Raw genomic sequence first — 26530 nt, 5'->3', positions numbered from 1 at the left:
TAAATAACGAATATTTTTGATGATATAATCATATTTAAGAATTTTGTTTTAGGCAGAAGGGAGAGAAAATCATTGCAGTTTCTTGCATCACTCCTGACCTGGCATAATCTGGTCAACCTGATTGATATTTTGGTCATCTGGTTTTTGATCTACGAATTGCTGATGCTGGTACGCGGAACCAAGGCCGTACAGCTGTTCAAAGGGATTTTGATCATCATTTTGGTTAAGCTGATCAGCTGGTATATCGGACTCAGTACGGTTTCTTGGGTCATGGATCAGGTCATCAACTGGGGGGTCATTGCCATTGTCGTGATCTTTCAGCCAGAAATCAGACGAGGGCTGGAGCATCTGGGACGCGGCGCCTTGTTTGCCCGCACCCATAAGGTCAATGAAAAAGAGGAGGATCTGATCAGGCAGCTGGACCAAGCGATTCAGTATCTTTCTAAGCGAAGAATCGGGGCCTTGATCTGTATTGAAATGGAAACCGGTTTGGAGGAGTATATCGAAACCGGGATTCCATTGGATGCTGAGGTAACCGGTGCGCTTTTGATCAATACGTTTATTCCTAACACGCCGCTGCATGATGGTGCCGTCATCATTAAAAACAATCGCATAGCCGTGGCAGCTGCCTATTTGCCACTGTCTGACTCCAAACTGATTCCCAAAGATCTTGGGACACGGCATCGTGCAGCCGTTGGAATCAGCGAGGTCACCGATGCTTTGACGATTGTGGTATCTGAAGAAACGGGCGAGGTTTCGATTACCAAAGATAATGAACTGATGCGTGGTATGTCGCGCAAGGACTATCTGAAGTTTTTGCGGGCGCAGCTCTATACCGAGGAATCACAGCATCCACGACCGGAGAACTTTTTTACCAGCCTAATGCGGCGTTTCCGCAAGCAAGGAGGCGATCAGCATGAAAAATGACAAGTTAGGTCTGTTTGACCATGTCTGGGTACTGCGGATCGTCTCTTTGATTCTGGCGATTCTGCTGTTTGTCTACGTTACCGGCAGTAAAAGCAGCGATACGCGCCAATCGTCACAAAACGGCCAAAACAGTGCGCTGATGGCCAATAAGACTGAGACGCTCAAGATTCCGCTTGAAGTTGAGTCGAATTCGGAAAAGTATGTAGTCACCGGCTATCCACAATACGTCAAGATCAAGATCACCGGCCCTTCCGCTTTGGTGACGACGACTGCCAACACGCAGAATTTCAAGGTTACTGCCGATCTGACCAATCTAGGTGTGGGCAAGCATGAGGTCCGCTTAAAGGCATCCGGTTTGAATAAGGAATTAAGCTATTCGATCAATCCAGCCAAAATCAAGGTTAATATCCAATCGCGCAATACCGCAACGGTGCCGGTTGAAGTTCGCTTGAGCTCAAAAAGTCTGAATGACGGCTATCGAGTCGGAACGCCAAAAGCGGCCTTGGAAAAGGTACAGATTACCGGTGCCAAAAGTGAGGTGCAGCAGGTTGCCAAGGTTATTGCCTATGTCAACGTGCCTAAGAATACGCAAAGTACGCTGCATCGCACGGTAACCCTGCAGGCAATCAATGAGGCTGGTCAGACCATGAACGTGGTGATCATGCCAAATACGGTTTCCGTAACCGTACCGATCAGCCAGACGGCAAGCAACTCAAAAGACTCAAGCAGCACGTCGGATGCCAGCTCAACTGATACGCAGTCCAGTACGGTCAGTGACGCTGACTCTGAGAGCTTATCATCGTCCAAGCGCAGTTCTGCTAGTTCGTCTGTCAGCAGCCAGGCAAATAATTCATCGGTTTCGGCAAGCGAAAACAGTACAAAGTAGTATAATCAAACATAGTGAATTTTAATGGAGCTTATTTAGCCCAGAAATGAGGAGAAACATGAAGTTGAAATATTTTGGAACTGATGGCGTTCGTGGTGTGGCCAATCGCGACCTGAGTCCTGAGTTGGCCTTTAAGGTTGGCCGTGCCGGGGGCTATGTCTTGACGCGGCACTCAGAACGCAAGCAGCCCCAAGTCTTGGTTTCCCATGATACGCGAATTTCCGGTCAGATGCTGGAAAATGCCCTGGTTGCCGGCTTACTTTCAGTCGGCATCGAGGTATTGCGCTTAGGGGTTGTAACAACGCCTGGCGTGGCTTACCTGGTTCGGGCCCAAGGTGCTGATGCCGGGGTTATGATCACGGCCAGCCACAATCCGATTCAATATAATGGAATCAAGTATTTCGGCAGTGATGGCTTCAAGCTTTCCGATGAGCTGGAATATGAGATCGAACAGTTCTTGGATGCAAAAGAAGATACCTTGCCCCGCCCATCCGATGCCGGTTTGGGAACGGTTGAAGACTATCATGAAGGAGCTTTGAAATACACATCGTTTTTGGAACAGACGATTTCAACGGATCTGTCCGGTCTCAAAGTCGTTGTTGATGCGGCCAATGGTGCTACCAGCGGTTTTGTCTCCAATTTGTTTGCCGATTTAAACGTTGACTTTACGCCAATTCATGCCAATCCAAATGGGCTGAATACTAACCTGGACTGTGGCTCCACGCATCCAGAGAGTCTGCAAAAAGCCGTGGTTGAAAATCAGGCTGACCTGGGGCTGGCTTTTGACGGTGACGGGGATCGCTGCATTGCCGTCGATAATGAGGGTAACTTGGTCGATGGTGACAAGATCATGTATGTTTGCGGCAAGTATCTGAATGAAAATGGCCGTCTGAAAAAGGATACGATCGTAACGACCGTGATGAGCAACCTGGGCATGTACAAGGCCATGGAAGCCCACGGTATGAAGAGCGTTCAAACCAAGGTTGGCGATCGCTATGTTGTCGAAGAAATGCTGAAGTCCGGCTACAACCTAGGTGGCGAGCAGTCCGGCCATATTATCTTCTTAGATCATAATACGACTGGTGACGGGATGCTGACGGCACTGCAATTGCTGCAGGTTATCAAGGCAACCGGCAAGAGCCTTAAGGAACTGGCTTCAGACGTTAAGACGTATCCACAAGAGCTGGTCAACATTACCGTGGCTGACAAACAGTCGGCGATGGAAAATCCAGCACTGAAGTCCGTGATTGCTGATGTTGAAAAGGAAATGAATGGAGATGGCCGAGTACTGGTACGGCCTTCTGGTACGGAACCATTGCTGCGGATCATGGCCGAGGCACCAACCAAAGAACTGGTACATGGCTATGTTGAAAAAATTGCCGAAGTTGCCCGTCGCGAATTGGAAGTTAAATAATTTTAGTAAATATTTGAACAAGCCAAGGCAGGTGCGATCGTTGTCGTGACGCCATTGGTATCATTAAAAAATTGCCGACTCTATACCAATCGAGGTTAATCGATTGACATTGGGGCCGGCAATTATTAATATACAATAGTGTTATTAAATAATAGCTTGTTTTTAAAGTTATCTATACCAATTTTATTAAAGGATGGGAAATATTATGTGTGGAATTGTTGGTGTTACTGGAAACGATCGCAGCGTTTCCATTCTGATCGACGGGTTGAAGCGGCTGGAATACCGCGGCTACGACTCAGCCGGCATCTACGTCAACGACGAAAAAGGACATGACTACCTGGTTAAGCGCCCAGGCCGCATCAGCAACCTAGAGGCAGCTTTGACGCCAGAAGTCAAAGGGATGGCAGGGATTGGCCACACCCGCTGGGCTACGCACGGTGTTCCTAGTGAAACCAACGCGCACCCTCACTACTCCAATGATGAACGTTTCTACCTGGTTCACAACGGTGTGATCGAAAACTATCTGCAGCTCAAAGAAGAATACCTGCAGGGCGTTGAATTCAAGAGCCAGACCGACACTGAGGTAATCGTCCAACTGGTTGACAAGTTTGTTGTTGACTACAAGATGGATACCAAAGATGCCCTGCTCAAAGTACTGCGCTTGATCAGTCCGGACTCTTCATATGCCTTTGCCTTAATGGATCGTGAACAGCCCGATACGCTGTTTGTTGCCAAAAACAAGAGCCCATTGTTGGTTGGTTTGTGCCAAGGCTACAACATGGTTGGTTCCGATGCTATGTCAATGATTGACGAGACCAACGAGTTTATGGAAATCAACGACCATGAACTGGTTATCGTTAAGCCAGACAATGTCACGATCGAAGAATTCGATGGGACGGAAAAGAAACGCGATTCCTTTAAGGTTGACATGGATCCAAGCGCTGCCGATAAAGGTACCTATCCATTCTACATGCTAAAGGAAATCGATGAACAGCCTGCCGTAATGCGCAAGCTGGTTCAAGAATACTTTGACAGCGATGATCAGCCAAAGGTCAGCGAAAAGCTGCTGAAGGCTATGGCTGAGTCTGACCATATTTACATCATTGGTGCCGGGACCAGCTATCATGCCGGTCTAATCGGGGCACGGATGTTTGAAAAGCTTTGTGGCGTACCAACGACGGTCCATATTTCTTCTGAATTCGCCTACGAGCAGCCATTGCTGAGCGAAAAGCCATTCTTCTTGTTCCTTTCGCAAAGTGGTGAAACGGCCGACAGTCGTGAGGTGCTGGTTCACGTTAATGAGCACAACTGGCCAAGTCTGACGATTACTAACGTTGACAAGTCAACGCTATCGCGTGAGGCTACGTTTACGCTGCTTTTGTACGCTGGTCCAGAAATTGCCGTTGCCTCAACCAAGGCCTACACGGCACAGATCGCCGTTGAAGCTATCTTGGCTAAGGCACTTGGCGAGTACTTGAGTCGCGATGCTGCTCAGGACTTTGACTTAAAGCACCAGTTGGGTACGATTGCCAACGGGATGCAGTCAATCACGGATTCCAAAGAAGACATTGAGGCGTTGGCATCACGCTACCTCTCTAAGCCACGCAATGCCTTTTACATTGGTCGTGGCATCGACTGGTCGGTTTCTTTGGAAGCTGCCTTAAAGCTTAAGGAAATCTCTTACGTTCAGGCAGAAGGCTTTGCATCTGGGGAACTCAAGCATGGTACGATTGCCCTGATCGAAAACCAGACGCCGGTAATTGCCATCATTACGCAGGATCGTACGGCTGGCTTGACGCGCAGCAACCTGGAAGAAACGCAGTCGCGTGGTGCCGCTGCTTTGACGATTGTTTCTCGTCATCTGGCACGTGAAGACGACAATATCATTATTCCAGACGTTGACGAACTGCTGACGCCGCTGCTTAGTGTCGTTCCAGCTCAATTGCTGGCTTACTACACCAGTCTGGGCAAGGGTCTGGACGTTGATAAGCCACGTAACCTGGCTAAGTCCGTTACGGTACAATAAATTATCAAAGGAAGGTTTCGGTATTGCCGAGACCTTCTTTTATGCATAAAGTCATAAAAATCTATCGTTAATTGTTGACAGCGCTTACAGAATTTTGTAATATATAGTCACAAGGTATTAAGTATTTACCTTCTAATCAATTCTCTTTCTCTCTTATGCCAATCATCGTCGGTCCACGGCGATGATTTTTGTTTTCTGCTACAATAGACATGAAGGGGGATTATTAAATGGAAGAACAGCATGAAGTCTTTACCTTAATTGAAGAAATTACGCGCAATGACGGTACCAAGTATTATGAAATCGGCAATATGGTACATAACGGTCGGGCCGAGCTGGCTGCCGAGCGGGGCTTTATTAAGGAAGTTCGCATTTTAAAGCTTAATATCCCACACTCACAAAACGTGATCAAATATGAGCATTTTATCAATACGCATTATCAAATGCAGGATGAGTCAATGGATCACTGGGAAGAATGGAAACGAACCCCAGAGGCGGACCAGCTGGTTAAAGACATTCTGCGGGAGAATCGGGTCGGCTGATTCAGCAAACTAAAAATTTTGATGAACGGCTTGGGCATAAGGGTGCCCTGGCCGTTTATTTTGTAAAAAAACGTCAATTGGTGAGACTTGACGAACAACTGTGACTATAATGAAAATTGTATTTTTAATTTGGGGGAAGTTTTTATGCGATCCAAGCAATACGTGACCGGAATCGATGGCGTCAGGACGCTGGCCGTATTTGGCGTAATCATCTATCACTTGCTGCCAACAACCTTGCCGGGCGGCTATCTGGGCGTACCGCTGTTTCTTTTGATCTCGGGGTATTTCGTGACCTTGCAGTTGGTACGTCAAATGGATCAGACAGGCGGCATTCGCTTGACACAGTTTTATCTTAAGCGACTGCGCCGACTCTATCCGGTGCTGATTGTTATGCTGACGGTCACAACAGCCTATATTACGGTATTCGCCCGCGATCTATTGCACAACATAAAGAGTACGATCATTACCAATCTGCTTTGGGTTTACAACTGGTGGGAAATTGGTCATGGACAGTCATACTTTGACCGTTTTAATGGTGAGTCGCCGTTCACGCATCTGTGGACCTTAGGCGTGGAGGCACAATTTTATTTCTTGTGGCCATTGATCTTGTTTTTGCTGTTTTTGGTCTTGAGAAAACGCACGCGTATTAAATGGACCGTTTTTATCCTGGCCGTTGCCTCAGCAATTGAGATGGCCGTCTTATTTGATCCAAATAATCTGAACCGCGTCTATTATGGAACTGATACGCGGGCCTTTTCGCTGCTTTTGGGTGCCTGGCTGGCGCTGTGCTGGCCGATCGATCATCTAAACGCCAAATTGACGACGCCGGCCGCCAAAATCTTGGATGGGGTTGGGATCAGTGCGCTTTTGATTACGCTGCTGGGCTTTTTTACCTTACCAGGGCAGAGCAGCTGGACCTATCGTGGGGGCATGTTTTTCTATAGTCTGATCGGAATGCTTTTAATTGCGACCGTGGTTCATCCCGGCAGTCATATGAATCGGTGGCTGACCAATCCGATTTTTGCCTGGATCGGTCAGCGTTCATATGGTATCTATGTCTATCAGCTGCCGGTAATGGTCTTTTATGAGCGAGTAGTTGAGATTGGCCAGCATCCATTGCTCAATGCGCTGATTGAATGTGGGTTGATCATGGTGATCAGCGAGCTTTCCTATCGTTTTGTTGAACAGCCATTGGCCCATTATCAATGGCGTCATCTGCCAAACAGCATTCGACACTGGATCGATTTTAAGATGCACGACTGGCGGCAATGGGTCAAGATCGGCCCTGGTGTGATCATCTGCTTTATCGCTTTGTGTGGATTGATGCTGCCGAGTCGACCGATTAAAAAGAGCGCGGAACAGACCCGGATTGAAAAAAGCAAGCAGGCCACCGCGCAGAAAAATCAACAAATTGCCAAAGGAAAAACGACTAAAGTTAACGTCAACAGCAAGTCGCTGCAGAAAAAATACGGTTTGACCTCAGCTCAGCTAAAAGCCGCTTCACAGCTTAAGATCACGGCAATTGGGGACTCGGTAATGGCGGATGCCTCCCAGGATATTCAAGAAATCATGCCGCATGCCTATGTTGATGCTGAAGTTGGTCGTCAGGGCAATGCCACGCCTGGAGTCATTAAAGATCTCAAGGCAAAAGGCCAGCTGCAAAAGATCGTGATTCTAAACCTTGGAACCAATGGCGCAATGAATGCACAGACAATTGATGATATCTTAAATGCAATCGGCAGCGATCATCAGATATATTGGATTACGCCGCACGTACCAACGCGTGACTGGGAACAGACGGTTTGTGATCAGATCAAGCAGACTGCCAAGCAGCATAACAATGTGCATGTGATTGACTGGAATCAGGCTGCCAGCAGTCATGCCGAGTGGTTTGGCCAAGACAAGGTGCACATGAATGAGCAGGGGAATGCCTACTTTACGCGCTTAATCGTCAAAACCATTCTAAAAAATAAATAGAAAAGAGATAATAATATGATTAAAATGATTGCGTTGGATATGGATAATACGTTGCTGAACAGTCAAAAGGAGATCAGCCAAAGAAACGAGCAAGTCTTGAAACGACTGCACGAACAAGGTATCAAAGTCGTGCTTTGTACAGGTCGGCCAATCAATGCTATCTGGCCTTATATCGAGCAGCTGGGGCTGACCACGGCTGATGACTATACGATTACCTTTAATGGTGGCTTGGTCGTCAATAATCAGACTCGGAACGCACTCAGCGAACATGGTATCACCAAAGATAAGCTGCAGGCTGTTTTTGTTTTTGCCAAGCAGCATGACTTTTCACTGGATGTTTTGGACTTTGATCGTGTCTATGAGATTATGGATATGCCGCGTTCGATCTACAAAACGATCTTAAAAAATATTGAGTTTGAGGATGCGGATTTTAGTGATCTGCCTGGTGATGATCATGTTTATGCCAAAGCCATTATGGCAATTCCAGCAGAAAAAATGAGTCGTGAGGTCTTGCCAAGCGTACCTGATGAGCTGAAAAAACAAGTCAATGTCGTCCAGTCGCAGCCGATGGTTTTGGAATTTTTGCCAAACGGCGTCAACAAGAGCGTTGGCTTGGCAGCACTGCTGCAGCACTATGGCTGGGGATTTGAGAATCTAATGACGTTTGGTGATGCTGACAATGACTATGAGATGATTCGAGATGCCGGCGATGGCGTGGTCATGGCAAATGGATTGGCAAGCGTCAAAAAAGTTGCCGATCATCTGACGGCTGCTAATGATGAGGATGGCGTAGCTGTCTATCTGGAAAATTATTTTGCAACATTAATGTAATATTGACGATGGTCAAGCCTTAAAAAAGGGTCGTAAAAAGCTGCCGAAAGCCGAAAAATGGTTTTTGTGTGACTTTTTACGATTTTTTTTGCAATATTTAAAATACTTAGATAAAAAGTTTGCCAAACCTAAAAACATTGCTATAACAACATTTATAATCAAATTGCTGATTCAACGATAAAGGTTATGTTACAAAATATTACAAAACGGCCGTAAAAAACTCTTAAATCGCAATTGCTCTGTTATCTGTTGGTAATATTGAGCGTGTATGATAGGGACCGTTGATAAGGAAATGATAAATAACGAATTGATAATTGATAAAGGATGGTTTTGATTTTTATGAAGAAGAACTTCAAGAAAGTTACTGCTGCTTTGGGCGCCGTTGCATTTGGCGTTGCTGCTACGGCTACGGTTGCCAACGCTGACACGACCTACACGGTACAATCCGGCGACACGCTGTCCAGCATTTCTCAAAAGTTCGCTAACGACAACAGCTTGATTCAAACCCTGGCTCAACAAAACAACATTCAAGACATCAACAAGATCTACGTTGGTCAACAACTGGTTGTTAAGACGGATGGCCAAGGTACTGATGCTGCACAAACTGCTGCTACGGCACAGCCAGCCGCTCAAGCAACGACGCAATCAGCTGCTGCTCAAACTTCACAAACCACTTCCAGCTACACTTCATCAGTTTCTGGTTCCGAAGCAGCTGCCAAGGCATGGATTGCTGCTCGTGAATCCGGCAACAACTACGGTGCTCGTAACGGTCAATACATCGGTAAGTACCAATTGAGCGCTTCTTACCTGAATGGCGACTACTCCGCTGCCAACCAAGAACGAGTAGCTGACAATTATGTTGCCAGTCGTTACGGTTCTTGGACCAATGCTCAACAATTCTGGATGAGCAATGGCTGGTACTAAGATCAAACATTAATAAAACAGTAATTTAGTCACCGTTCTTTATGAACGGTGTTTTTATTTTGGAAATTACTTAAAAATTTGCTAAAGAAGATTATTAATTTTTTAAATTTTTAAGCAAACTGAGCTTGTTGTTGGATTTCTCTGCTAAATTGAATTAGTCAGGCTAAATATGGCAACAGTCAGTTTACTGTCAAATCTGTGACGGGAGGATTATGCTGCAAATTGAGAATCGTTTGATGATCTGAATGAATTCTTGATTACAGATGCGAACGAAAACATGGAAGAACAAACACAACCAACCAGAACGCCTAAACCAAAAAAGAAAAAATGGCGCTGGCTTAAATGGCTGTTGGCCTTGATTGTGATCGGGCTGGCAGCTGGTGGCGGTTATGAATACTATCAGATTCATCAGACGGCCTCTAAGGTATTCAGCAATAGTGCCAAAGTTGATAAAAAACTGCGTGAGGGCAAGCCAATCACGATTATGACTTTGGGAATCGATTCCGGTGCCTTGGGACGTAAAAACTGGGGGGCCGGCAATACCGATTCGATTGAGGTTATTACCGTCAATCCCAAAAAGAAAACGGTGCGGATGACGGCAATCTCGCGTGACATTCCGATCAAAGTTAAGGTTGATGGCGGCTACACCTATGTTAAGCTAAATGCGGCCTACTCATTAGGTGGGGTTAAGGAAACCAAAAAACAGCTTGAAGATTTACTCGGTATCAAGATCGACTACTATGCCTCAGTCAATATGGGGGTTTTGGAAAAAGTCGTCAATGCAGTTGGCGGCGTTACGGTCAATAATTCATTTGCCTTTACCTATGAGGGTCACCACTTCAAGAAGGGCAAGCAGCATTTGAATGGCAGCCAGGCACTTAAATATGCTCGGATGCGCTATGATGATCCACGCGGCGATTATGGCCGTCAGTATCGTCAGCAGCAGATTCTGGAGGCTGTAATCAATAAATTTAAGCAAAACGGCTCCATCTCGGTTGCCAACAAGCTTTTAAAGGCAGCCGACGATGGCGTGCGGACTGACCTGCCAGTCAAGGCCGTGGCAACGCTGTATACCAAGTATAGTCCAGCCTTGAGCAACGTTAAGATTGATCATTTACAAGGGCTTAGTGCTACCATTGATGGCACCTCGTTCCAGGCCGTTACGCCAACTGAAATCAACCGGGTTTCTAAGGCCATTCGCAAGTCGCTTGGTCAAAAGCCGATCCATGTTGTTAATACGGAAACCAAGCTTTACAACTATGCCGTTCAAAATGGCTACGATGGGGTGAATAATCTGGAATTCACCTTGCCAAACGGTGCGCAATATAATACGGTTGTCAGCAACTAAAAAAGAGCTGGGGGGAGATCCCTAGCTCTTTTTAGATTGTTTTAGAAAAACAGTTTGCTCATAGTAATCACGAACGTCAACAGTACCAGGGAACCTAAAACAGCAGCCATTAATGCATTACGCCCCCGCGTCAATAAAACCTTGAAGTTGACGCTCATCCCCAATGCTGCCATGGCCATGCCCAAGACCAGGTAGGCCAGTTTGACCATCCCGGCAATAACAGCACTGCCAAGTGGGACAAACGTACCGATGACGCTGGCCAAAATGAAACCGACCATGAACCATGGAATCGGTACGCGTTTTTGGTCAGCCGACAAAACGATTGAACCATCCTTGATACCTTGTTTTTGGTACCACCAGCCAATGATCATGGCAGCCGGAGCCAGCATCAAAACCCGTGACAGCTTGGTGATAATTGCAGTATCCAGGCTGACCGGACCTCCAGCACTACCGGCAGCTACGGCATGCGCGATTTCATGCAGCGAGCCCCCGGTCATGACGCCAAATTGAACGGCTGACATATGCAAAAGCGGCTTGATGCCGATCTCTAAAAGCGTGAACAAGGTCCCTAAAATGGCAACAATGGCAACGGCAACGACCTTGTTTTCTCGTTGCCGCTCGGCTTCGGTTTCATCAGCCGCATTGTCAAACTGTGACGAAATCCCCATGACAGCCGCCGCACCACAAATTCCGGTTCCGCTGGCCACCAAGATTGCCAAATGCCGATCAACGCCAAAATACCGCGCTAGATTGTAGACCAGCAGAATCGTGCCTGAAACGATCAAAACGGCCAGTAAAATCGTTTTGATGCCAGCTTGCGCCAAGGCAATTAAATTGAGCTTAAATCCTAGCAAAATAATCCCCAGTCGCAAAAACTTGTTGGAGATCAGACCGATTCCTGGTTGGGCATAGCTGATAGCTGGTTTGGCAAATTGCATCAACATGCCTAAAATCAATGCAATCACCAAGGCACCGATAACAGACAGGTAGGGAAGTCCACCTAAAAACGAGCCAGCTAAAGAGCACAGCAGTGTCAGAAAAAATGCGACGATGAACTGCCGTGAAAACAGTGTCTTAATCATATCCAAAACCCTTTCTCTTAACTCAGATTGCTGATGATTTAAGCCTATCATGATATATTAATAAATAAAAATTAGTATTTATTAGTAATCCAAAATTCTGCTTATAAAAGAGAGGTATCAGTCATGGAAAAAGACCCATTACTCGATTATCGTGGTCAAACCCTGCTTGCCGTAGCAAAAACGGGCTCGCTGACTGCGGCTGCCAAACAGCTGTTTATTACACAGCCAGCGGTCTCTCAGCAGTTGAATGCCTGGGAAAAAGAACTTGGTTTTCGACTATTGGATCATCAAGGAAAAAAGGTAACTCTAACACCGGCTGCCAAGCGTTTGGTTGATTATTTGAACTTTTTGGCGCATGAAAATCAAAAAATGCTGGATGAGCTAAAAAGGCAAACCGCACCATTAAGGTTGGGCGCGACACTTTCGATCGGCAGTTTTTTGCTACCGCAGGTGCTGACGGAAATGATTGCCCAAAACAGGCCGGTCACAACTCAGATTGGCAATACGCAAACGCTGCTTAACCAGATTCAACGAGGTGAGCTGGATGCAGCGTTGGTTGAAGGCGACTTTGACCATCAGCGCTTTGATTGGGAAGAAATTGGCTTAGAGCCATTTGCGTTGTTTGGCAGCCAGGCAATCGATCGGCCTGTTGCTTTACCAGAATTATTTGACTACCCCTTGTTGATTCGTGAATCGGGATCGGGAACGCGGCAGATTCTAGAAAAATGGCTGCAGGCACAGGGCAGCGCTTTAACGGATTTTAAGCAGATAATTGAGATCGGCAGTCCAGCGACAATTATTACCCTACTAAAGGATGGTGTAGGGATCAGCTTTATGTATCGGGCCTTGGTTGAAGATGATCTACAGTCAGGAAAACTTTTTGAATGGGATCTCAATGAACTTTCAATTCGGCACGCGCTTTATTTGGTAACGGCCAAAAATAGTTTTTTTAAAGATCAGCGCCATCAATTGGCCAAAATCTGTCGTCAGGTACGCTGAAATTGCGATTTGTTCAATTAAGACCGGGCAGCTCAGCCAAAATCAAGACTTGATAAATGCTTTCTTAACCATTATTCGCAATTACTTCATAAATCTGACACAGCTTAATTGCATTTAATCGGTATGATAATGACAATCAAATTAATCAAGCAACGGTGATTGATTTGATGATCCCCTACTTTTTCTCAAAAATACTCCCAATTATTGAATAAAGCACTTAAAAATAAAGCCGTTCAGTTCCCCCAAGCTGAGCGGCTTTATTTTGCGTCTCGGTGGCCAAGGGGTATACTAAAGAATGCGCTAGATTAAGAACCTTGACCAAATCAAAAAATGGGAGCGAAAATTTTGGACAAGCGAGTATATATAGATAATGCCGGAACCACGCCAATGGCTCCAGAGGTCGTTTCAGAAATGACTGATAAGATGACCAACGTTTTTGGCAATGCTTCAACAACCAATTATTATGGTCGGATTGCCAAACAGGTCTTAGAAGACAGCCGTCACGTAATGGCTGAATCGATTAATGCTGCCTATGATGATGAGATCGTAATTACCAGCGGCGGAACGGAAAGCGACAATACCGCTATCAAGCAAACGGCGCTAGCCCGACAAAACGAGGGACATCACATCATTACCACGCGCTTTGAGCACGAGGCAATCTTAAGACCATTAGAGGATCTGGAAAAACAAGGGTATGAGGTAACCTACCTAAATGTGGATGAAAATGGTCAGATTGATTTGGAAGAATTAAAGCAGGCCATCCGTCCCGATACGATTCTGGTTTCAGTCATGATGGTCAATAATGAGGTCGGCAGCCATCTGCCAATTCATGAAATCGGTGAGATCGTGGCCCCAACCAACGCCTGGTTCCACACGGATGCAGTTCAGGCATACGGGACCGTACCGATTGACGTTCAAAAAGATCAGATCGACCTGCTTTCGGTTTCTGGTCATAAATTGAATGGCCCAAAGATGATCGGCTTTTTGTACCGGCGACGCGGCATCAATTTCCCGTCGTTTGTTCGCGGTGGCGACCAGGAGCTCAAGCGGCGTGCGGGGACCGAAAACGTACCGGCAGCAGCTGGTTTTGCCAAGGCTATCGAACTGCACATGGCGGATCTGGCAGATCAGACCAAGCGCTATCTAAAGCTTAAGCAACGGCTGGTTGATGGATTAAAGGCTAATAATATTGAATTTGAGATCAATGGTCGCTTAAATGAGGGGATGGCTCCCCAGGTTATCAGTATCTGGTTTAAAGACGTTCCCAATGATGCACTTTTGACCAATCTGGATCTGGATGGCATCGTCGGGGCAGCGGGATCGGCCTGCACGTCTGGTTCACTGGATCCTTCCCACGTTTTGGTAGCCATGTATGGCAAGGGCAGTCCTAGAGTCTGGGAGACATTGCGATTCAGCTTTGGTATCTACAATACGACTGAAGATGTTGATCGCTTGTTGGCTGCTTTGAATAAGTACGTACCACGCCTCAAGAACAATGGTGATCGGGGTCAGCGTTAGTTAATTAAGTTTTAGTACATTAAAAAAATAATATGCATTGTTAGAGGAGTCGCTTACAGCGGCTCTTTTTTGTATTTATTGCATAAACTGACTTAATAAAAGTCAAAACATTAATAATGTCTTGTATTATTGCAATAATCTGATATTATAAAGCCATTAAGAAATCTCATTTATTTTTAAGAAAGGAGCTTGATCGCCATGATTCAATCAGCAATTGTCCTAGCCATTATTTCCCTAATCCTGGTCATTATTATCGTGCGAATCGTGCGATCAAGAATCCATGCTTTTTAGCATTGAGATTTCTGTCCACGACGCGCGCCTAAAACCGAAACGCGGTAGTGGACAAGCATCAATCTAGATCCTAGCTTGACATCCACTGCTTGTTGAATCGGCAGTGGATGTGTTTTATTAAAAAGGTATGAGAGGAAAGAGGTAATGCATATGGAGCAAGCAGCCAATACCAAACAAGTGAATTTTAGTATGAGTGCACGTGAAAAAGCCGTGCACAAAACAACCGTTAAGGAATATGCCTATAATATTTCTGCAGCGGTTGCCAATGCCATTCTGGTCACGCTGGGGATGGGATTGTTGATGCAGACGATTGCAGGTTTTGTTCACTTCCAACCGCTGTATATGGCCGGGACACTGGCGCAGGATCTTTTGGCACCGGCACTGGGAATTGCTGTTGCCGTTGAGCTGAAGACGACTACGCTGGTTATGTTTAGCTCCATGATTGCAGCAACGGTTGGTTCTAATGCAGTTCATTTTGTTACAGCAGCCAAAGGGGTGGCAACCGTGACGGCAACCGGTCAAACCGCCGTTCAAGCCGCGGGGACTGGTGTTTTTAGTACTGGTCAGCCGGTTTCGGCAGTCTGTGCGGCCCTAATAGCAGCGTTGGTCGGCAAGTACCTTTCGGGTAAGACGCCTTTGGATATGGTTCTGGTTCCATTTGCGGCAACGATGGTAGGTACGATGGCTGGTTTGGGTTTGGCAGCTGTTGTTACGCCAGCACTGATTGCTGTTAGTACCTTCATTGCTAAGTCAATGACGGTTAACCCAGTGCTTGGCTCAATCTGCATTTCGGTGGTTTGGGCGCTGTTTTTGATGACACCTGCATCTTCAGCGGCACTGGCAGTAGCATTGATGCTTGATCCGGTTTCCTCAGCTGCCGCGGCAATTGGTACGACGGCGCAGTTTGTTGGCTTTACGGCAATGTCTTGGCGGCAGAATACGGTTGGGGCCAATATTGCGCAATTCGTGGTTACGCCAAAACTGCAGTTTCCGAATCTGATCGTAAATCCATTGCAACTGATCCCACCAGTCGTGGCAGCAGCGGTCTGTGCACCACTGGCAACAGTAATGCTTCATTTTCGTGCCGCTTATACGGTTGGCGGCCTGGGACTTAACTCGTTTATTGCACCGATCTACTTCTGGGGGCAGAGTACCAGTGCGTTTGCGACCTATGTTGTATGTGGCATGGCGTTACCGGCATTAATTTCCGTAGTTGGCTTCCAACTTATGAAGAAGATGAAGCTGGTACGAGATGGCGAGATGCATTTGACGGTTCTTTAATTATGCCTAGCCGGAAATCCCGTGACTTTAGTCATGGGATGGATAGGCCTGCTATGATAGAATACTTGTAGATAGTAATTAACTTAGTAACTGCCTCGCTGAGAACCAAAGTGAGTATTACAGCATTATAAGACTGACTATCTAACAACTATTGATATATCATTCCTATGGCAACCTGGGAATGTAAAAGGCATTGGTAATTAGACGATCACTGCTCAAGCAACTGCGGCTGTTTGAGTAAATCGTCCGTATCTATGCAAATTGTGGTTCAGACACTCAATATCGGGGTGTTTGCCCACAAGCCATCGACTTTAGCCGATGGTGGTTGACAAGCAAAAGAAAGCGATTGGTTGACAGGACTGATCGCTTTTTTGATGTGAAAATAATTAAAAAAAGAGATTTTTTTAATTTAATAGTGTAAGATTATTATCAATGAGCAGTCTCATTAAATAAAGTTTCCCTTAGGAGGGCCGACAAATGGCATATGTTGATGAAGTTTATGACCGTGTAGTTAAGCAAAATCCTGCACAGCCTGAGTTTCACCAGGCAGTCAAGGAGGTTTTGGAATCGCTGCGCCCAGTAATTGAGCGCAATGAGGATCATTATCGCAAGGAAGCATTATTGGAGCGTTTAACCACGCCGGATCGTCAAATCATATTCCGGGTATCCTGGGTTGATGACCATGGCCAGGTTCAAGTCAACAATGGCTATCGAGTTCAGTTCAATGATGCAATCGGTCCCTACAAGGGTGGTTTGCGGCTGCATCCAACCGTTAATCTGGGGATCATTAAGTTTTTAGGCTTTGAGCAGATCTTTAAAAACTCACTGACGACGCTGCCGATTGGCGGAGCTAAGGGTGGCAGCGACTTTGATCCTAAAGGCAAGTCCGATCGAGAGGTAATGGCATTTTGCCAGAGCTTTATGACCGAATTGCATAAATACATTGGTGCCGACATTGATGTACCTGCTGGTGATATTGGAACGGGTGGCCGTGAGATTGGCTATCTGTATGGTCAATACAAGCGCCTAACCAATCGCTATGAGGGCGTTTTAACGGGTAAGGGTCTGTCATTTGGCGGTTCTTTGGCCCGGACCGAGGCAACGGGCTATGGCCTGCTGTATCTGGTTGAAGAGCTGCTAAAAGATCACGGTACATACCTGAAGAATAAGACGGTAACGGTTTCGGGATCAGGTAACGTGGCGATCTATGCAATTGAAAAAGCACAGCAGCTGGGGGCCAAGGTGGTAACGTGTTCTGACTCAACTGGTTGGGTTTATGATCCAGCTGGTATTGACGTGGCTTTGTTAAAAGAGGTCAAGGAGAATCGGCGCCAGCGTTTAACTGAATACGCCAGTCAGCGAGAAAGTGCCGAATATCATGAAGGCTGCGGTGTCTGGAGCATCAAGACCGATGTGGCACTGCCATGTGCTACGCAAAATGAACTGAATGTTGAGGATGCCAAGCAGCTGGTTGAAAATGGCGTTCTGGCGGTCTGCGAAGGGGCCAACATGCCAACGACCTACGAGGCTACCAATTACCTTAAAGAGCATGGCATTTTGTTTGTACCAGGCAAGGCCAGCAATGCCGGTGGGGTTGCCGTTTCGGCATTGGAAATGAGCCAGAATTCAGAGCGGCTGTCCTGGAGCTTTGCCGAAGTTGATGCCAAGCTCAAAGACATTATGATCAACATCTATCATAGTATCGATGACGCAGCCAAGGAATATGGCCATGAAGGTGATTACGTTATTGGGGCCAACATTGCCGGTTTCTTAAAAGTTGCCGATGCCATGGAGGCGCAAGGTATCGTTTAAATGTTAAACAGCTCGTTATCTCAAAATCGGGATAAGGAGCTGTTTTTTTGACTAAATATGATAAATTTAACATATAAGTTTGTGAAAAAATAGCGGTAAAAATCGAGGCAAAACGCTAAAAATTAACCAAATTAATTGTGAAAACGCTGTCTTAAAAAGTGACGAAAAATTTTTTCAAAAAATAATTTTAAAAATTAAATATGCATAAATCATGGTTTAATCAAGGTTTAAACGACTTTTATGGTTTAAAAACCAATTTATTCATTTTTCAAACATTTTTAACCATAAACCGCAGTGATTGTCAAGGGACGTAGGGTGGATTTAAAAAATTCTTGTGTTAGAATAAGCCATGCAAATAAGTTACAGAAGGGAAGTTTTACTATGTTTGTTGCTGTTGCTGCTCTTAACCAAGCCGCTCTTTTCGGTGCATTGATCGTTTTTGCCGTTTTGAGTCTCAGCAGTTTGTTTGTCGTATTGAAGGATGTGCAGGATAACCTGCCGCAAACAGCCCCCTGGGTAGCAACGACAATCAACATCAGCTGCCTTTTCGTTGAATGCGTGGGTGTCGTAATTGCCATCTCTGTTTTGGTATTAGGTGCCCGCTTGGTGTTTTAGCCAATCCAACCGCCGCTGGGATCAAGGTCCCGGCGGTTTTTTATTTGCAATAAAGTGGTCGCGGCTCAGGATGATTTAAATTGAATTTGTCTATTACGTTGATTTGATGGATAATATAGTTAATAGAAAACGCTTTCTCGAGTTAACCAATGGGAGGGAAGCCCAATGAAACGGAAATTCAATTTAATGGCTGGTGCAGTAATCCTGGCCATGCTTTTAACTGGGTGCGGTTCTTCAACCACGTCCAGTCAAAAAGATACGTCCAGTTCCAGCAGCGTTAAAACCGCCAAAAAGCATTCGAACGCCAAAAAGACAGCCAAACAAGCTGCCAGCCAGTCATCACAGTCGATCAGCTCATCTCCGACTGCCCAGTCTTCTAGTTCGGCTCAATCATCAGCCAGCCAGTCCAGTTCTACTGCTTCATCATCTGCAGCTGGCTCAACGACGAACTCTTTAACCGGTCAGACCAAGTCCAGTGCTGTCAATCCAACCGGTAGCGATGTGCAGCGGCTGACGGCATTCAACCAGTCGATGCGCTCCAAACTGGGTAAAAACGTTCTTTTGCCAACTACGTCGGGACTGTCAACCAGCAATGGACACCTCAACGTTCGCTATTCGGGCAATGCGGACAGCTACACGATCTACTACAGCGTGGGCTACACAGCTAAGAGCCTGAATGATGCTACCCTAAGCTCGCAGATTCCATACTTGGTTTTCAATAAGAAGACCTATGCCAGCCAATCAGCAGCAGCACAAGCAATCAGAAACTATGACCTTGATACGAGCGGCCTTGCAACGGTTGATCTTGGTCATGGCATCAAGGGTACGATCGATGCCGGGGCCGGGCAGCGCTATCTGACCTGGAAAGAGGGCAAATGGCAATTGACGGTGCATGCCGCGGCGGTCAATGGTGAAGATCCTTTGCCAACTGCTCAGCATATCGTCGCACTGTTGGAGCAGTACTACCTGCCAGCTCCTGATGATCGCGGAACGGGGACGTTTGAGGTCAGCGTTGGCGATGGTGAGCGGCCTCAGGTTTTGACCTGGATGCGCGGCAACGTCGTTTATACCATGGAAGCGCACAGTACTGATACCTTGGTTCAGATGGCTGCCAGTCTTAAATAATTAAGCCAAATATAAATAATAGCGTTGTACCGAGCTCATCAAAGCTTGATACAGCGCTATTTTTACTCTGAGTCAAATGTTGTTAGTTATCGTTTTCTTCAGCTGAGACAGCAGGTTCATCATCTAAAATGTGTTTGTGCTCAGCCCATGAATAATAAATCCAGGCCACAACGCCAAACGCAACGGGCCCGATTGCCGTCCAAAAGGCGGTGGCATAATCATGCTCCAAAATTGGCTCAACGCAGGTAAAAATGATGCCTACTGCCAGTACTAGCCAGACCACGATTGATACGATCCAGGTTGTCGTCATATTTTTGTAAAATACGAATGGTCGATCCAGATCATGCTTCATTTTAAAGAACGGAAAGGCCCCAACTAAAAACAGATACGGTGCGGATGAAGAAACGTTCATCATGTCCGTTAAAATAGTATAGAAATGACCGGCTGCATCGCCACCAAACGAGATAAATAGGATGATGATTGAGACGATCACAACTTGAATCCACATGGCAAATGATGGCATGCCATGCTTGTTCATTGCAGTTAGCTTCTTAGGCAAAAGGCGCGGATCGCATCCTTCAATAAACGACTTGATCGGCGAGTAGGTCATAACAAACGCGCCTCCCAGACCACCCAGTACGTCGGTAAAGGCCGTAAATTGGGCAAAGACCTTTCCTAAAGTGATTCCAACGGCATGTGACAGCCCCAGTTTTTGGGCCGTTACCAGTCCCATATTGTTAATTAAAACATATTCAACATTTGCCAGATCAACGTTTTTGCCACTCAAAACGGCCTGCCAGTTGGTGCAGACCCCACAAAGAAAAATTACGGCAATGTAGATAAAGGTCATTAAAAACATCGCAATAATCATGGCCTGTGGAAAGGTCTTTTCGGGCTGATCGACCGAATCAATCACGCCCGCCATTGTTTCCAAGCCGCCATAGGCAAACAGAGCGTAAACGATAAAAGAAATCACGGCAATTGGTGAGACAAACGCGGCATTGGGTGAATGAATCAGACTGGCAGTTGTCATTGGCTGAGCCAGCTGACCATGCCCTAAGATCCAAACCAAAAGACTGGCCAGAATAAAAATGATTGAGATTCCCAAGGTAAAGATGCCGCAAAAAGAAGAGATCTTGGCAATTTTATCGATCCCTTTAGAGGCAATTAAAGTAACGATGCATAAAAATACAATCTCTAAGATCCCTAATGTCTGATTGGCGCTCAAGTTAAACAGATGCCAGGTCTGCGTTTGATCATGACCTGAAATCATGGTTGACACCGACACTAAGAAAAACTGGGTTGACGAAACCAGCCAGATGACCCAGGCGGCAAGCCAAATAAAGGTCCCGATAAAGGCTGGCTTTTCGCCAATTGAGCCTCTTAGCCAGGAAAAGATGCCGCCCTTGGCCGCTTTAAACGAAGCCCCGTATTCGGCAAACATCAAGGCAGAAGGCAAAAAGAACAAGATTGCGGTTACGATATACCAAATGATGCTGGCATAGCCCATCTGATAAAACGCAGTCAGTGAATTGCTAAAGCCAAAAATCGATGAAAAAATCATCAAAACCAGTGCGCCAAGCTTGATCTTGGTACTGGACGACTGTGAATCCATATTAGAATTCCTTCTCTCAATAATCATTTGTAAATTAGTATAAATTATACGCTCTTTTTTTGTTAATAATTTATAAAAATTAATAATGAAGAGATTTGATAACATCAGGCATAATTAAAAGGCCAGTGAAGATCACTGACCTTTTGATTATTGGACGGCGGTCTGGCTGAACAGATGCAGCTTGAGGCCGTGACTATTGAGAAATTGAATGCCTTTAACCTTGACGTATGAATACCCCAGCAACTGCCCTTTTTTGATTGGAGCTTTAAGCTGACCGTTTTGATTGGTTTTGGCCAAGAGATGATCATAGATGGTGAGACTGGATGTCTTGGCAGCATCGTTGGCATTCTCCCAGATGGTAATCGAACGCGGACGCAATGTGATCTGGTGCTTAAAAAACAGAAATTTGACTACGGTGCGCTGATAAAAAGACTTAGGTAAAGCAACCTTTTGTGGCGTTAAGCTGCTGTTGACGATCAACTGATACAGCTTTTGGGTTGCCGTAAACCGCGCATCGGTGCTGTCACCATTGGCATGCAGTACGACCGTTACGATATGACGGTTTTGAAAGGTAGCCGTGCTGACCAGACAAGCACCGGCCGCATCGGAGGTTCCGGTTTTTAAGCCATCGATCGTCACGCCGTTGGTCTGATACTTGGATTCTGTCAGCATTTTATTGATGTTGGTATAGCTTTGACCGTCCATTTCAAATGAGGTCTGACCGGCAATCTTGAGCAGATCAGGATAGTGGTTGACCAAATAGGCTGCCATTTTGCCAACGTCTTTGGCTGACATCATGTTTTCGGCATTGTCATCAATGTTTTTGACAGCCAGATCTTTTAGCTGACTGTTGGTTAAACCAACACTGTTGACGATGGTTGCGTCTTTGATACCGATTTGGCGCGCCTTTTTTTGCAGTTTTTGGTTGAATTGAGCGGTACTGTCGCCTAAAGCACCAGCCAGGGCGACGGTGGCTCCGTCAGCTGACTTGATCAAAGCGGCTTTGACCAGGTCAGATACGGTATAGGATTGTCCTTGTGTCAGGCTGACGTTTGAGTATTCTGAGTCATTGGCAATCGCCGCTGCTTTTTGATTGATCTTGATCTTAGTGTTCCAGCTCAGTTGATGATTATTAATCTCATCTTCAATGACCATGACCGTTAAAAGCTTGCTGATTGATGCAATTGGTAACTTCTGATTAATGTTTTGTGAATATAGAATCTGGCCGGTTTTGGCATCGATTGCCAGGGCGGCTGAGGCATCCAGTTGATTGACGTTTAAAAACGTTTCGGCATGGGCGATTGGTAGCCAACTCAGCAGCGTTAGCCAACATGTCAGAAAAACAGTGACAATTTTTTTCATGAAAATAGCTCCTAGTAGACAGATCAAAAATAGATATCAGCGACATTTTATCACACTGTCAACGAGACAATGTTTAAGATTTGTTTGTGGGGTAACCAAAAAGCGGACGCAATTAGAAAACTTGAAATTTAAAGCATGTTGAACGATTATCTAAAATAACTAGGTATATATTGTGGACAACTCTGTAATTATATATCATCTAAACATAGTTAATATAAATTATTTTATTAGAATCGGAATTTTCAGATTAAAATGGGGAGTGACTTTTAGAAAAAATAAATCGAGAAATCAAGCAGATGCTGCATTTCAGTACATTGATCATTTTGACAGGTCTGATATTGATCAATCTGATTGGGTTAATGCGACCATTGCCGTCACAATTAAAAGTAGGTTACTGTAATTGGCGCATTCAAAATAATCGACTGTTTAATCAGCAAGGCAATGGCGCTTCAGAAGTCGGTCTTCACCCGAGCTTAAAGAGTCAGCCAGCATTAAAGATGATTGCCATGTCAAATCAAAATCGCGTCTATATTTTAAGTGGGCAAAAGATCATCTACATCCTAAATGCCAGGTTTAATTTGGCAGATCGACATTGTTGCGTGTCGGTTGGTGACCTAAGGGGAACTTCGATTTATCATTATGATGCAAATGGCAATAGCGTTAAATCATCTGACTGGTTGAGCATTGGCAAAAGTGCGGACTTTGAAGCTAGATCACAAAACAATAACAAGACAAATGACACGATTCTATTATCAAAAAGCGATGCTAAATGGTTGAATGCCAATTTGCCAGAACACGTTGAAATGATAATTTATCGATTGGTGCGAGGAAAAATGGACAGCTTAAAAAACTATGGCAGCGGCCAGATTTGCCCAAGCATTTTGCCGTTTGCAATATCTTATTGTTTTTACCGTTGCTTTTATATGATGGATTGACTTTTTTTGTTCCGTTGATTCATCTTGGGATTGGAACAGTCCTGTTATTGATTGCGGTTGCTGATGTTTTATGTGTGATAGCTCAAGCAATCGTACTGTCGGGTCGAGAATAAACCTAATAAAAATGGGATGGTCTGCAGTTGACAGGCGATCCCATTTTTATAGTGGCCAACAGTTTTCTTAAAAAAGTGATTCAATCTTGCTTCCCCCGAGCATTATCAGTGCCAATTTGATAGAATAATAACTGCAGCAGCAAATCCGATTGCCGAAAGATAGGCAATTTTTAAGTTGGTTCGCAATGTAAATCCCCCTATCCGTTGAATTTGCTACAATCTTACAATAAAAATAGGAAGAAAGAAAATTGAAATCAAAACACGCTATTTATTGGTTGATTTGTTTAATCGTAATCGTTTTAGGCGGCTGGTACATGTATGGTCATCTTAACCGGTCTTCGGCCACCAGCAGTATGGTTTCTACGACTGCCAAGTCCAAGGCCACAGCTAAAGATTCCAGTTCTGAAGACAGCAACATGCGCACGCCGATTGATTGGCAAAAGTCGTCTGAAACCATTCCATATCCTGATCTGAGCAAGGTTAAGGATCTGTGGGTCAAGGTCAGCTTAAAGGGCAACCGGACCTACCTTTATGATGGCTCCAAGATTATCTACACCATGTACAGCTCTGGTGGCGTCTATCAAAAAGATGCCAAGACCGGCAAAATGAAGAGCGCTACGCCAACTGGCACCTTTTACGTACAGGCTGAACGAGGTGACAGCTTCTTTAACCAAGAGCTGAGTGAAGGTGCCAACTACTACGTTTCCTGGCTCAATCATGGTGAGTACCTGTTCCACTCGGTACCAACCAAGGCAGACGGCTCCTATAATCTAAAAGAAGCTGCCAAGCTGGGGAAGTCGACCGGCTCGCATGGCTGTATTCGGCTGTCGGTTCCGGATGCCAAATGGATGGAACAGAATCTGCCGGAAGGTACTAAAGTCGTGATTGCCGATAATTAATAACATCAAAGATCAGTTTCTTAACGGAGACTGGTCTTTTTTTGTAATAATCATATTGACAAATAGTTTGTAACATAATATATTATAAATAACAAAAATGTAATGAAACATATTACAAAAATGGAGGAATCTCAAATGACTAAAAAAATTGCCGTGGTTGCCGCTAATGGACGTGTTGCCAAAGAAATCATCAGTGAGGCTGTTTCACGCGGCTTTGATGTGACTGCATTTGGCCGTCATGAAAACAATACGCAGGCTGCCCGCTATGTTCGAAAGGACGTTTTTGAGCTGACAAAGGCTGATCTGCAAGAGTTTAATGCCGTTGTTGATGCTGTTGGTGTTTGGCAGTTGACGGATCTGTATGTAATCTCAAAAGCTGCGGCCTACTTGGCTGATCTGCTGAAGGGAACGGCTACGCGTCTGTTGGTGGTTGGGGGTGCTGGTTCCCTGTATGTAAATCCGGAGCATACCTCAACTTTGGAACTGCAGCCTGATTTTCCTGCCAGCTACAAACCAGTCAGTGCCGCTCATGGTGCAGCACTGGCAGTTCTGCGGGCCTCAAAGGATACCAAATGGACCTATGTTTCACCAGCAGCTGATTTTCAAGCTGATGGACAAAAGACTGGCAAGTATCTGCTTGGTGGCGAAGAATTCATGCTCAATGATCGTCAGCAAAGCGTAATCTCATATGCTGATTATGCCATTGCCATGATCGATGAGATCGAAAATGGCGATCATGTTCAGCAGCGGATCTCAGTAGTTGAGGCCTAAAGCCGATTCGCAATTCCTCGAAATCTGTAATAGAATATTTTTATAGAATACAAAAAAGAAGTGTTTAAATGCAGATCTCAACTAAGTTTACGATTGCCATTCACATGCTGGTGGCAATTGATTATTTTGGCGATCAAGAAACGGTCAACAGTGCTTCTTTGGCCGATAGTATCGGCAGCAATCCCGTGATCATCCGTAATTTGATGTCGGAGCTCAAGCATGCCGGCTTGATCGATACCAAGCGGGGTCCGGGCGGTATCAAGCTGCTCAAGCCCTTGGATCAGATTACGTTTTATGATGTCTATCTGGCCGTGGAAAAAAATAAGGATGAGCTGTTCAATTTTCATGAGCACGTTAATCTCAACTGCCCAGTGGGACGCAATATTCACCAGGCACTGAGCGATAAGCTGCTCAAGATTCAGCGGAATTTTGAAGATGACTTAAAGCGCCAGACGGTTGGCGACGTTGAAAAAGACGTTGTTAAAGCCATTGATGCCAAATAACCATTACCAATATTAAAAAAACCGTCACTGATCAAAATGATCGGTGATGGTTTTTTTATTCATTTTGCATTTTGTGACTACATTTTTGACTGTATTTACTTGTGAAATATTAAATTTTTTACTTGCTGGAATAAAAAAACGTTGGTAGATCAACCTTTATGGCTGGTTATCCATCAACGCTTAAAATTCACAAATGGAGATGGCGGGATTTGAACCCGCGTCCGAATATATCGCCATTTCGGCGTCTACGTTCGTATCTCAGCTATTTAAATTTCATCGATTGGAACGCCGCTGATCAGGGCTAACCCAATTGACTAGCTTGATTAGTCTCTTCTTGCTGCTTCAAGCCGGAGCAACAAGCGTAAGTCCACTGTTAGATAAAACCCGGTACTGCACCATGGACGAGCCCAGCCGGATTTACGCATGCTTACTTGTTAGGCAGCGTATGCGTAAGAGTTTGAATTATTGTTTGCAGTTATAATTTGAAACTGAGCGTTTTTACGAAGTCGCAACCTTCGAAACGCAGCCGGAATTCGAACTATACCCGTCGAATCCATAAACATCCCCGTTACGATCATAATCTTATCATATTCCCATTTTAATTGCACGTGTCACGCAGCCTTCCATTAAATAACCAGCTAAATTCGGCTCGACTTATCAAAAGTTTCGCACTTTGGTCACAAATTATTCCTATTGTAGTAGATCAATGCTTTATAATGTTTCTAGAATTATGCTAA

The 26530-nt window shown here is 45.2% G+C and carries 22 protein-coding genes and 1 other RNA gene; 19 read left to right on the top strand and 4 right to left on the bottom strand.

The window, feature by feature from the left end:
- Positions 1-72: 72 nt before the first annotated feature.
- From cdaA to HF864_RS00795, 9 genes are all read left to right on the top strand, one after another.
- A complete protein-coding gene (gene cdaA, locus HF864_RS00835; protein ID WP_169461242.1) occupies positions 73-927 on the top strand; it encodes a diadenylate cyclase CdaA in 855 nt (284 codons plus the stop codon).
- Positions 917-1813 (top strand): CdaR family protein, encoded by an 897-nt coding sequence (locus tag HF864_RS00830; RefSeq protein WP_169461241.1) that lies wholly within the window; start codon positions 917-919, stop codon positions 1811-1813. The genes cdaA and HF864_RS00830 overlap by 11 nt, the downstream gene beginning before the upstream one ends.
- Positions 1814-1871: 58 nt before the next feature.
- Positions 1872-3227 (top strand): phosphoglucosamine mutase, encoded by a 1356-nt coding sequence (gene glmM, locus HF864_RS00825; protein WP_169461240.1) that lies wholly within the window; start codon positions 1872-1874, stop codon positions 3225-3227.
- Positions 3228-3432: 205 nt separating this feature from the next.
- Positions 3433-5253: a glutamine--fructose-6-phosphate transaminase (isomerizing) gene (gene glmS, locus HF864_RS00820; RefSeq protein WP_169461239.1), complete on the top strand. Its 1821-nt coding sequence runs from the start codon at positions 3433-3435 to the stop codon at positions 5251-5253.
- Between the two features lie 227 nt (positions 5254-5480).
- A complete protein-coding gene (locus HF864_RS00815) occupies positions 5481-5792 on the top strand; it encodes a hypothetical protein (RefSeq protein WP_169461238.1) in 312 nt (103 codons plus the stop codon).
- A 144-nt stretch (positions 5793-5936) separates the two neighbouring features.
- Complete coding sequence (locus HF864_RS00810) at positions 5937-7769, top strand: acyltransferase family protein (protein WP_169461237.1); 1833 nt, start codon at positions 5937-5939, stop codon at positions 7767-7769.
- A 15-nt stretch (positions 7770-7784) separates the two neighbouring features.
- Entirely contained in the window at positions 7785-8600 is an 816-nt protein-coding gene (locus HF864_RS00805) for a Cof-type HAD-IIB family hydrolase (RefSeq protein WP_169461236.1), read from the top strand.
- 333 nt (positions 8601-8933) lie between these two features.
- On the top strand, positions 8934-9524 hold the full coding sequence (locus HF864_RS00800; protein WP_169461380.1) for a LysM domain-containing protein: 591 nt from the start codon (positions 8934-8936) through the stop codon (positions 9522-9524).
- Positions 9525-9801: 277 nt separating this feature from the next.
- Positions 9802-10872, top strand: a complete 1071-nt coding sequence (locus HF864_RS00795) for an LCP family protein (protein ID WP_169461235.1) — start codon at positions 9802-9804, stop codon at positions 10870-10872.
- A 41-nt stretch (positions 10873-10913) separates the two neighbouring features.
- Here the strand turns inward: HF864_RS00795 and HF864_RS00790 are convergent, their stop codons facing one another.
- Positions 10914-11954, bottom strand: a complete 1041-nt coding sequence (locus tag HF864_RS00790; RefSeq protein ID WP_169461234.1) for a putative sulfate exporter family transporter — start codon at positions 11952-11954, stop codon at positions 10914-10916.
- Positions 11955-12077: 123 nt separating this feature from the next.
- On the opposite strand from HF864_RS00790, the gene HF864_RS00785 reads away from it, so the two are divergent.
- The 6 genes from HF864_RS00785 to HF864_RS00760 all read left to right on the top strand — a co-directional run bounded on the left by HF864_RS00785 (position 12078) and on the right by HF864_RS00760 (position 19595).
- Positions 12078-12953, top strand: coding sequence for a LysR family transcriptional regulator (locus tag HF864_RS00785; protein WP_169461233.1), 876 nt, complete (start codon positions 12078-12080; stop codon positions 12951-12953).
- Positions 12954-13283: 330 nt separating this feature from the next.
- Entirely contained in the window at positions 13284-14471 is a 1188-nt protein-coding gene (locus HF864_RS00780; RefSeq protein WP_169461232.1) for a cysteine desulfurase family protein, read from the top strand.
- A 480-nt stretch (positions 14472-14951) separates the two neighbouring features.
- Positions 14952-16043: a PTS sugar transporter subunit IIC gene (locus tag HF864_RS00775; RefSeq protein ID WP_169461379.1), complete on the top strand. Its 1092-nt coding sequence runs from the start codon at positions 14952-14954 to the stop codon at positions 16041-16043.
- Between the two features lie 477 nt (positions 16044-16520).
- Complete coding sequence (gdhA, locus tag HF864_RS00770) at positions 16521-17855, top strand: NADP-specific glutamate dehydrogenase (protein ID WP_169461231.1); 1335 nt, start codon at positions 16521-16523, stop codon at positions 17853-17855.
- A gap of 381 nt (positions 17856-18236) precedes the next feature.
- Positions 18237-18470, top strand: a complete 234-nt coding sequence (locus HF864_RS00765; protein WP_169461230.1) for a hypothetical protein — start codon at positions 18237-18239, stop codon at positions 18468-18470.
- A 165-nt stretch (positions 18471-18635) separates the two neighbouring features.
- Positions 18636-19595, top strand: coding sequence for a hypothetical protein (locus tag HF864_RS00760; protein WP_240936841.1), 960 nt, complete (start codon positions 18636-18638; stop codon positions 19593-19595).
- 82 nt (positions 19596-19677) lie between these two features.
- Here the strand turns inward: HF864_RS00760 and yjeM are convergent, their stop codons facing one another.
- Together yjeM and HF864_RS00750 are read right to left on the bottom strand one after the other, a co-directional pair.
- The gene (yjeM, locus tag HF864_RS00755) at positions 19678-21210 is read right to left on the bottom strand and encodes a glutamate/gamma-aminobutyrate family transporter YjeM (protein ID WP_169461229.1); all 1533 of its coding nucleotides are present in this window, start codon (positions 21208-21210) and stop codon (positions 19678-19680) included.
- A 147-nt stretch (positions 21211-21357) separates the two neighbouring features.
- Entirely contained in the window at positions 21358-22572 is a 1215-nt protein-coding gene (locus HF864_RS00750; RefSeq protein WP_169461228.1) for a D-alanyl-D-alanine carboxypeptidase family protein, read from the bottom strand.
- Between the two features lie 338 nt (positions 22573-22910).
- On the opposite strand from HF864_RS00750, the gene HF864_RS00740 reads away from it, so the two are divergent.
- The 4 genes from HF864_RS00740 (at position 22911) to HF864_RS00725 (ending at position 25793) form a co-directional block, all read left to right on the top strand.
- A complete protein-coding gene (locus HF864_RS00740) occupies positions 22911-23507 on the top strand; it encodes a hypothetical protein (RefSeq protein ID WP_169461227.1) in 597 nt (198 codons plus the stop codon).
- A gap of 427 nt (positions 23508-23934) precedes the next feature.
- The gene (locus HF864_RS00735) at positions 23935-24519 is read left to right on the top strand and encodes a L,D-transpeptidase (protein WP_240936846.1); all 585 of its coding nucleotides are present in this window, start codon (positions 23935-23937) and stop codon (positions 24517-24519) included.
- 135 nt (positions 24520-24654) lie between these two features.
- Positions 24655-25290 (top strand): NAD(P)H-binding protein, encoded by a 636-nt coding sequence (locus tag HF864_RS00730; protein ID WP_169461225.1) that lies wholly within the window; start codon positions 24655-24657, stop codon positions 25288-25290.
- Positions 25291-25358: 68 nt separating this feature from the next.
- The gene (locus tag HF864_RS00725; RefSeq protein ID WP_169461224.1) at positions 25359-25793 is read left to right on the top strand and encodes an Rrf2 family transcriptional regulator; all 435 of its coding nucleotides are present in this window, start codon (positions 25359-25361) and stop codon (positions 25791-25793) included.
- A 191-nt stretch (positions 25794-25984) separates the two neighbouring features.
- On the opposite strand, the gene ssrA is transcribed toward HF864_RS00725, so the two are convergent.
- Positions 25985-26360: a transfer-messenger RNA gene (ssrA, locus tag HF864_RS00720) on the bottom strand.
- Positions 26361-26530 lie beyond the last annotated feature (170 nt).

Origin of the sequence: Lactobacillus sp. MRS-253-APC-2B, from assembly GCF_012843675.1 — a bacterium.
GTDB lineage: Bacteria > Bacillota > Bacilli > Lactobacillales > Lactobacillaceae > Limosilactobacillus > Limosilactobacillus pulli.
Note: the sequence above shows the minus strand (reverse complement) of the source record. Positions and strands in the feature narration are given on the sequence as shown.

Coding starts and splice junctions, on each gene's coding strand:
- HF864_RS00830 (WP_169461241.1), top strand. CDS start 917: ATGAAAAATGACAAGTTAGGTCTGTTTGACCATGTCTGGGTACTGCGG.
- glmM (WP_169461240.1), top strand. CDS start 1,872: ATGAAGTTGAAATATTTTGGAACTGATGGCGTTCGTGGTGTGGCCAAT.
- glmS (WP_169461239.1), top strand. CDS start 3,433: ATGTGTGGAATTGTTGGTGTTACTGGAAACGATCGCAGCGTTTCCATT.
- HF864_RS00815 (WP_169461238.1), top strand. CDS start 5,481: ATGGAAGAACAGCATGAAGTCTTTACCTTAATTGAAGAAATTACGCGC.
- HF864_RS00810 (WP_169461237.1), top strand. CDS start 5,937: ATGCGATCCAAGCAATACGTGACCGGAATCGATGGCGTCAGGACGCTG.
- HF864_RS00805 (WP_169461236.1), top strand. CDS start 7,785: ATGATTAAAATGATTGCGTTGGATATGGATAATACGTTGCTGAACAGT.
- HF864_RS00795 (WP_169461235.1), top strand. CDS start 9,802: ATGGAAGAACAAACACAACCAACCAGAACGCCTAAACCAAAAAAGAAA.
- HF864_RS00790 (WP_169461234.1), bottom strand. CDS start 11,954: ATGATTAAGACACTGTTTTCACGGCAGTTCATCGTCGCATTTTTTCTG.
- HF864_RS00785 (WP_169461233.1), top strand. CDS start 12,078: ATGGAAAAAGACCCATTACTCGATTATCGTGGTCAAACCCTGCTTGCC.
- HF864_RS00780 (WP_169461232.1), top strand. CDS start 13,284: ATGGGAGCGAAAATTTTGGACAAGCGAGTATATATAGATAATGCCGGA.
- HF864_RS00775 (WP_169461379.1), top strand. CDS start 14,952: ATGAGTGCACGTGAAAAAGCCGTGCACAAAACAACCGTTAAGGAATAT.
- gdhA (WP_169461231.1), top strand. CDS start 16,521: ATGGCATATGTTGATGAAGTTTATGACCGTGTAGTTAAGCAAAATCCT.
- HF864_RS00765 (WP_169461230.1), top strand. CDS start 18,237: ATGTTTGTTGCTGTTGCTGCTCTTAACCAAGCCGCTCTTTTCGGTGCA.
- HF864_RS00760 (WP_240936841.1), top strand. CDS start 18,636: ATGAAACGGAAATTCAATTTAATGGCTGGTGCAGTAATCCTGGCCATG.
- yjeM (WP_169461229.1), bottom strand. CDS start 21,210: ATGGATTCACAGTCGTCCAGTACCAAGATCAAGCTTGGCGCACTGGTT.
- HF864_RS00750 (WP_169461228.1), bottom strand. CDS start 22,572: ATGAAAAAAATTGTCACTGTTTTTCTGACATGTTGGCTAACGCTGCTG.
- HF864_RS00735 (WP_240936846.1), top strand. CDS start 23,935: ATGTATGGTCATCTTAACCGGTCTTCGGCCACCAGCAGTATGGTTTCT.
- HF864_RS00730 (WP_169461225.1), top strand. CDS start 24,655: ATGACTAAAAAAATTGCCGTGGTTGCCGCTAATGGACGTGTTGCCAAA.
- HF864_RS00725 (WP_169461224.1), top strand. CDS start 25,359: ATGCAGATCTCAACTAAGTTTACGATTGCCATTCACATGCTGGTGGCA.